The sequence below is a fragment of the Bradyrhizobium sp. AUGA SZCCT0160 genome (assembly GCF_018130105.1).
Classification (GTDB): Bacteria; Pseudomonadota; Alphaproteobacteria; order Rhizobiales; family Xanthobacteraceae; genus Bradyrhizobium.
This window is the reverse complement of sequence record NZ_JAFCMD010000032.1, coordinates 49,533-56,629: the sequence shown is the minus strand read 5'-3', so window position 1 is coordinate 56,629 and position 7,097 is coordinate 49,533. Positions and strand designations below refer to the sequence as shown.

Annotated in this window: 4 protein-coding genes and 2 pseudogenes; 1 reads left to right on the top strand and 5 read right to left on the bottom strand. The window is 59.0% G+C overall.

All coding sequences use genetic code 11. From position 1 onward, the window contains the following. Nucleotides 1-108: 108 nt before the first annotated feature. The 4 genes and pseudogenes from JQ558_RS33990 to JQ558_RS33980 all read right to left on the bottom strand — a co-directional run bounded on the left by JQ558_RS33990 (nt 109) and on the right by JQ558_RS33980 (nt 4,632). Nucleotides 109-1,053, bottom strand: coding sequence for an AI-2E family transporter (locus JQ558_RS33990; RefSeq protein WP_212212597.1), 945 nt, complete (start codon nt 1,051-1,053; stop codon nt 109-111). Beyond that, nucleotides 1,053-1,193, bottom strand: a pseudogene (locus JQ558_RS38430) (hypothetical protein); the annotation flags it as partial. The gene JQ558_RS33990 and the pseudogene JQ558_RS38430, both read right to left, overlap by 1 nt. Nucleotides 1,194-1,460: 267 nt before the next feature. Then, nucleotides 1,461-1,784, bottom strand: coding sequence for an AI-2E family transporter (locus tag JQ558_RS33985; protein ID WP_212296453.1), 324 nt, complete (start codon nt 1,782-1,784; stop codon nt 1,461-1,463). 327 nt (nt 1,785-2,111) lie between these two features. Beyond that, nucleotides 2,112-4,632: pseudogene (locus JQ558_RS33980) on the bottom strand (excinuclease ABC subunit A). Between the two features lie 362 nt (nt 4,633-4,994). Between JQ558_RS33980 and JQ558_RS33975 the strand changes: the two are divergent. Further along, nucleotides 4,995-5,213: a hypothetical protein gene (locus JQ558_RS33975; RefSeq protein WP_211996198.1), complete on the top strand. Its 219-nt coding sequence runs from the start codon at nt 4,995-4,997 to the stop codon at nt 5,211-5,213. A gap of 481 nt (nt 5,214-5,694) precedes the next feature. Here the strand turns inward: JQ558_RS33975 and JQ558_RS33970 are convergent, their stop codons facing one another. After that, on the bottom strand, nt 5,695-6,870 hold the full coding sequence (locus JQ558_RS33970; protein ID WP_212212591.1) for a zinc-dependent alcohol dehydrogenase: 1,176 nt from the start codon (nt 6,868-6,870) through the stop codon (nt 5,695-5,697). Nucleotides 6,871-7,097: the final 227 nt, after the last annotated feature.

The following is a 7,097-nucleotide window of genomic DNA, read 5'->3' as shown; positions in this document are numbered from 1 at the left end:
TGCGCGCGTCTGCTCGGTCTCGCGCTGTAGCTCTCGGAGCGATCGATCGGCCGTCTGTTGCATGACCTTGATTCCTTGCTGTTCCAAACGTGAACTCGCGGACATTGCCTATTGTTCCCGACGCGTTTTGACGCTGGTACTTTTGACTACGGCGGCGATGGTAGTCGCGAGCGACTGCGGCCCTACATCATCACTCCGTTGCTCCTTGTCCGCCTCGAACTGATTTCCCAACCGGCAGACGATGATCCTGGCCGAAGCTGCCCGCCGGGAGAACTTGCGAACCGTAAACGACAACCTCGCCTCCGATACCTCCTCCAGAAAACAGACGCAGATCGTTTCCGCGTTGCCGGCGTCAATCTCGGTATCGGCGCCGGAAACACGGGCGTTGAACCCTTCACGTTTCAGCGCATCTGCAACAATCAGCGCGGCGCAATCGTCGAGTCGACCCAGTCCGGGTATGCAGAAAACCGGCTTGCCCAGCTTGCGAGCGTCGTTGTTGACAATCTTCCCCTTTTTGGCGGGCGCTTCGGCACTCGCGTTCCCCTCAGCGGTCTCGTGCGAGGCCATATCCTCGATGATTTCGGAAACCGTCTCGTGGATATTCTCGAGCCTGACGTCGTCAAGCCGGCCTTGGGCGGCATTGGCCTCAGCCAATCGCAAGGCGCCCAGCAGGATTTCTTGGTAATAGGCCACAGCGGACCCCTTCTTCAGGTACGACCGCGCCTGTTCGATCGCGTCAATCGGATCGCCCGTCAGCATGCGCTGGTATGCGGTCTGCTGCGGCGTCAACGCCGGCTGGTCTCCCAGCATGACGTCGATAAACTGGAGACGGTCGACGTGCCTGGCAAAGACGACCAGACACAGCGTGAGCGGCGTGGAGAGCAAAAGCCCCAAGGGGCCCCAGAGCCAGGTCCAGAACGACGCGGCCACGACCACGGCGACCGGGGACAGGCCGGCACTTCGCCCACAGACCAGCGGTTCGACGGCAAGCCGGCAGCGAGGATCGCGCCGATGTAGGGCACGAACCGAAGGATCATAGCCAGCAATCCCCATAGCGGCGAGCTCGGGACGCCGATGACGGCGAGGCCCAATCCGATCACGACGCCGAAAGTCGCATTCAGAATGAGTTGGGTCAGGAACAGCCTGCCTAACCGTTGCCCTGCGTCATCGAGCGCCGCCGTGGTGCGCTCCAAATCCTCGCTGCCGAGCAACCGGATGCACCGGTCGCTTAGATCCTCGCGCTGAAAAAAGGAAGAAGATGAGAAAGATCACCACGATTCCGGTGGTGGTGAAGGGAGCTGCGAGTGGTCGCAGCATGGCGATCAGTGCCTCCGACGCGCCCGGGTCTGGCTGATGGACTTCGACCGGGATAGGCGTTCTTGCCGGGCCGTCCGACAACGATGGCTTCGTTGTTTCGGCATCGCCACTTCCGGGCGACTTCAGCTCCTTGTCCAGGTTCTTCAATAGGCTGGAGGCGTTCTTGAGCACGCCAACGCTGCCAATCCTGTCCCGCAAATTGTGGATTTTTCGCCCAGCGTGGACTGATAGCGCGGCAGGTCGCTCGCGAGTTGGTTGACCTCGATCGTCACCATCGCCGCAAGACTGAGGGCGATGGCCAGCGCCAGGCTGACGGCACTGAGCACCGCTATCGACCGCGGCACCTTCATGCGCTGGAATGCCCTCACGAGGGGCGACAAGACAAAACTCAAGAGGACGGCGACTGCGATCGGAACGAGGATTTCGCGCGTGAAATAGAGGGCGGCGACGACAAGTGCGCCGATCAAGAAGTTCGAAATGCCAAGCCAGCTGGGACCAACACCTCTATTTACCAATGCGCGAGCCAACCCGGCACGGAAGTGCGCCGCGTGACCCTTAATGGAAATCCTGTTGGGAAGGTTCCAATCGCGAACCGCATGAGACGTCCCGATTCGTCTCCACCGACATCGGTTGCACCGCAAGATTGATCGGGAAGACGTGGCAAGTTGCCGATGCCTCGCGCCTCGTTGCTTCTTCGCAGACAGCAATGGAACCAATCGGAGGATTGCAGTTTACGCTCTACAACGACCAGCCATTTGCCACTTGCCACTTGCCGTTACGGGCCAGTCGATCGTTTACCGAACTCGAGCGAGATATTTAGCTGTCCGACTCTGAGGCGTGGACGCAACCCGTTCTGGCGGTCCTGATGCAACTATTTTGCCGCCCTCGTCGCCTGCTCCCGGTCCCATGTCGATGATCCAGTCGCTGGCTGCCGCAACTCCCATATCATGCTCGACAACGACTACGGTGTTTCCAGACTCGACGAGGCCGTCAAGCTGCTTCATCAGTTTCGCTACGTCCGACGGGTGCAAGCCCGTTGTGGGTTCGTCAAGCACGTAGAGTACCTCGCCATGTTGCAAGCGTTGCAGTTCGGTGGCGAGTTTAATGCGCTGTGCCTCGCCACCTGATAGTTCCGTGGCTGATTGGCCGATCCGAATGTATCCCAGCCCGACCTCTTGAAGAACGCCCAAGGATCGACGGAGGGATGCGTCGTCGACGAAAAACTCAAACGCTGAATTCACAGTCATGGCAAGCACGTCAGCAATCGACTTGTCGCGAATCTTGATCTCCAGCGTCTTGGCGTTGTAGCGGGCTCCCTTGCAGGTCGGGCAAGGTGCGTACACGCTCGGGAGAAATAGCAGTTCAACGCAAACAAACCCCTCCCCCTGGCAGGTCTCGCAGCGTCCCTTCGCGACATTGAATGAGAAACGACCAGCATCATAGCGCCTGGCGCGAGCCTGCTTCGTGGCTGCGAACAGCTTGCGGACATGATCGAAAAGGCCCGTATAGGTCGCAAGATTCGAGCGCGGCGTTCGGCCGATCGGCTTCTGATCCACCACCACCAGTCGCTTTACGCTGTCCAGACCTTCGGTGACGTCGCCACCTAGCGTTTCTACGCTTGCATCAAGCGCGTCATCATCTGCGCTAAGCCCCTTTCGCTGACCCAGTTTGTCGCCAATGACGTCCACCAGAAACTGACTGATCAGGCTCGACTTCCCGGACCCCGAGATTCCAGTGACGCTGGTAAATACTGCCAGTGGAATGTCGACATCAAGACGATCGAGGTTGTTGCGGGTAACTCCCCGAAGCTTGAGCCATTTGTGAGGATGCCGGAGCGACCTGGCGGCCGTTTGAGCTTCCGCAAACAAATAGCGCCGCGTCTGAGAGTTTGGCACCTCGGCGAGACCAGGTAATGGACCGCTGTACAGTATCTCGCCGCCCTGCTCTCCGGCACCCGGGCCGACGTCAACAATCCAGTCCGCGTGTCGGACGATGTCGAGTTCGTGCTCGACGACGAAAAGCGAATTTCCGGCCGCCTTCAACCGCTCCAGCGCGCGAAGCAATGCCTCGGTGTCAGCAGGATGAAGTCCAGCCGACGGTTGGTCCAATACGTAGACCACCCCAAACAGGTTGGATCGAACTTGCGTGGCTAGACGAAGTCGCTGTAGTTCGCCTGGAGACAGCGTCGGCGTGCTGCGCTCAGGGGTCAAATAACCGAGCCCGAGATCGAGCAGCACGTCCACACGCCCGAGAAACTCTTCCGTAATACGCTGGACAACGAGAGCCTTCTCAGGATGGGTGTCGGAAACACTGCTTCTGCCATTCAGATACGGTTGAAGAAGTTCGCCAAGTCGCTTCAGCGGCAGCCGTGAGATTTCGGCGATATCCATTCCGGCAAAGGTAACCGATAGCGCCTCCGGCCGTAACCGCTTGCCCTTGCAGACCGGGCAGTCGGTACTGGACAGAAACTGTGTCACGCGACGTTTCATCATCGCACTTTGCGTCGTGGCGAAGGTCTGCAGCACATACTTGCGGGCGCCGGTGAAGGTCCCCTGATAACTTGGCTCTTCCTTGCGCTTGAGCGCTCGCTTAGTCTCGGCGGGAGTATATCCGGCGTAGACCGGCACTGTCGGTTGTTCGTCGGTAAAGAGGATCCAATTGCGGTCCTTCTTCGGAAGCTCTCGCGCGGGCCTATCGACGTCGTAGCCAAGGGTGACCAGAATGTCCCGCAGGTTCTGCCCTTGCCAGGCAGTCGGCCACGCGGCGACGGCCCGTTCCCGAATGGTCAGCCTGTCATCAGGCACCAGCGAGCGCTCACTGACCTCGTGGACGCGGCCGATGCCATGGCAATTCGGACAGGCCCCCTCTGGCGTGTTCGGCGAGAACGCCTCCGCGTACAGCAGAGGCTGATTGGGCGGGTAGTCACCTGCCCGCGAATACAGCATTCGCACCAGGTTCGACAATGTCGTGACGCTTCCCACCGAGGACCTAGTGGTGGGCGATCCGCGTTGTTGCTGCAGCGCCACCGCCGGGGGCAGTCCCTCAATCTCATCGACCTCGGGCACCGCCATCTGGTGAAACAGCCGGCGCGCGTAAGGGGAAACGGATTCAAGATAGCGGCGCTGCGCTTCCGCATAGAGCGTTCCAAACGCCAAAGACGACTTGCCGGACCCTGAAACGCCTGTGAACACCACAAGGGCGTTGCGAGTCAAGCGAGACGTCCTTTAGATTGTGCTCACGGGCGCCAAAGACACGAACAAAGTCGCCCGGAGTGCCCCTTTTCAGCTTTTCTCGGTTGTCGACGGGGGCGTCCATTTTGTCCCTTCAGCGCAAGTAAGGACAGCGGTCCAACCCGTCCAAGAGACTTGGGAAACCCTTCGAAACGGCGCAGGTTCCACAGAAGGCATTTCAAAGGGCTCGCTGAAATGTCGACGAAGCACGGAAGACGGTTCGGCTAGCTTGTCGGAGACAACTGCCCCGCTTCGTCCTGTCGGCATCGAAACCGCTCGTCGCTGTCCCAGACTACCCTATCGTCGCGATGGTCGCATGTCGGCGTCCCTGTCCAGAAACCTTGAAGCCCCTCGTCTTGCGATCCCCAAACCGTCCCAACGATGATTTGGAACGATTGCCACTTTTTCCCGTTACCGGCATGCTTCAACCCCTTGCCGTGCAGAAAAATGAAGGACTTTGCGGATGCGTCATTTTCTCCGGAAGCGATCCAGATGATGGATATCGCGCTCCAGGATGCCATCGACGCACTTCCGGAGCCGGTCAGTTCACACATCATCCATCGCTTGGCGGAAACAATCCTTCGACTCGTCCGGGATGGCGAATGCGATCCACTCGCTTTGCAGCGGTTAGCGTTGCTTGAGCTCCAGATCGGGCCGGACAGTTGACGTTGGCGGAGGGACCTTGATCAATTTTTGGGATAATGTCAGGCGCCAGATTGCCAGTACTCGCCATCTAACAATGATTTTAGCCGCGATAGCGGCGTTTTTGGCTTGGGTGGTCACCGATCTGCTCAGAGCAACTTTTGGGCTAACGGCTACTTTTCGCGCCATTCTCGAGGTCTGCGGTAACGATTGGCTCGGTCGAACTCCGTTTTTGCGCTTGCTCGGAGCAGCCTTGGCCGACGGGGGAAATCGGGCGAACGAAGGTTCGAGAGCTGACGTAAGTCGGCCATTCATGGAAGGCCGGATAGAAGCGATCATGCACAAGCAACATTGGGTCAGATGCGAATTACTCCGAAAATGAGGAGAAGGACCACGGTAACGACGGCCGAGAGGATGAGCGAGCCGAAGCAACCCAGCCGGTTTGAAAAGAAGAAGAACATGGGACTTCGCCAAACCTCAAATCGTACGGCTCGCCAGCCGGAAATTATCTTCCCGGCCGCAACACGACCTTGATCACACCATCCTTCTTGTCCCGGAACTTCTTATACATTTCCGGCGCCTCTTCGAGGCTCGCAGGATGCGTTACGACGAAGCTCGGATCGATATCGCCAGCTTCAATGAGCTTCAGAAGCGGCCTCGTATAGGCCTGCACGTGGGTTTGGCCAGTCTTGATCGTGAGTCCCTTATTCATGGCTGCACCGAGCGGTATTTTGTCGCCCATTCCTACGTAAACGCCGGGTATCGAGACCGTACCCGCCTTGCGGCAGCACATGATCGCCTCGCGGAGAACGTGAACCCTATCCGTCGCCAAAAATGCTGCGGCCTTCACTTTGTCGAGCACGGCGTCGGTCGCGCCGTGACCGGATGCCTCGCACCCGACCGCATCGATGCAGCTGTCCGGACCACGCTTGTTGGTCCGTTTCATGAGTTCATCGTAGACATCGGTTTTCGAGAAATCGATAATCTCGGCACCGCCGGCTTCTGCCATGGCCAGCCGCTCGGAGACTTCGTCGATTGCGATCACGCGTCCGGCTCCAAGCAGTAGCGCGGAGCGGATCGCGAACTGCCCTACAGGACCGCAGCCCCAGATTGCTACGGTGTCACCTGGCTCAATCTGCGCGTTCACGGCTGCCATATAGCCGGTTGGAAAGATATCAGACAGGAAAAGCGCCTGCTCATCTGTCACGTTGTCCGGTACCTTGATCGGGCCCACATCAGCCATAGGAACCCGAAGATACTCGGCCTGCCCGCCGGCGTATCCGCCCAGCATATGGCTGAAGCCGAACAGCCCCGCGGGCGATTGGCCCATGGCCTTGGCGGCCATCTCGGCATTGGGGTTGGTCCGGTCGCAGCACGAGAACAGGCCCTTCTGACAAAACCAGCACTGGCCGCAGCTGATGGTGAAAGGGACGACGACGCGATCGCCGATTTTCAAATTTTTGACTTCGGCGCCGAGTTCAATCACCTCGCCCATGTTCTCGTGGCCGAGAATATCCCCACTTTCCATGGTCGGCTGATAGCCATCAAGGAGATGGAGGTCGGAGCCGCAAATTGCGCAAGCGGTGATCTTGATCACCGCATCTCGCGGCTGCTGTATCTTGGGATCGGGCACCGTGTCGACGCGAACGTCGCCTTTGCCGTGCCAACACAATGCGCGCATGGTCGTTCTCCTTTGCGGAAACGGCATGCACAACCCCGGTCCATGTCGTCTGAGCGCAACAGGCTCAAGCTCCATACGTTCCAAATGCAGCAAGAAGATTCACAGTCGCAAGCTCGACAGCGCGCCTCTTCAAAGCAATCCAAGACTAGTCGCCGGGGACTCCGCTGTTTCACGCCTGAGCGGCTCTCCCGGGTTCGGTCTTATGCGACCGCGCGTCGCGAGCTTTA

What these genes read in the sequence shown, in the direction of transcription:
- JQ558_RS33990 (WP_212212597.1), bottom strand. Translation starts at nt 1,053, where the DNA reads ATGGGGATTGCTGGCTATGATCCTTCGGTTCGTGCCCTACATCGGCGC.
- JQ558_RS33975 (WP_211996198.1), top strand. Translation starts at nt 4,995, where the DNA reads ATGAAGGACTTTGCGGATGCGTCATTTTCTCCGGAAGCGATCCAGATG.
- JQ558_RS33970 (WP_212212591.1), bottom strand. Translation starts at nt 6,870, where the DNA reads ATGCGCGCATTGTGTTGGCACGGCAAAGGCGACGTTCGCGTCGACACG.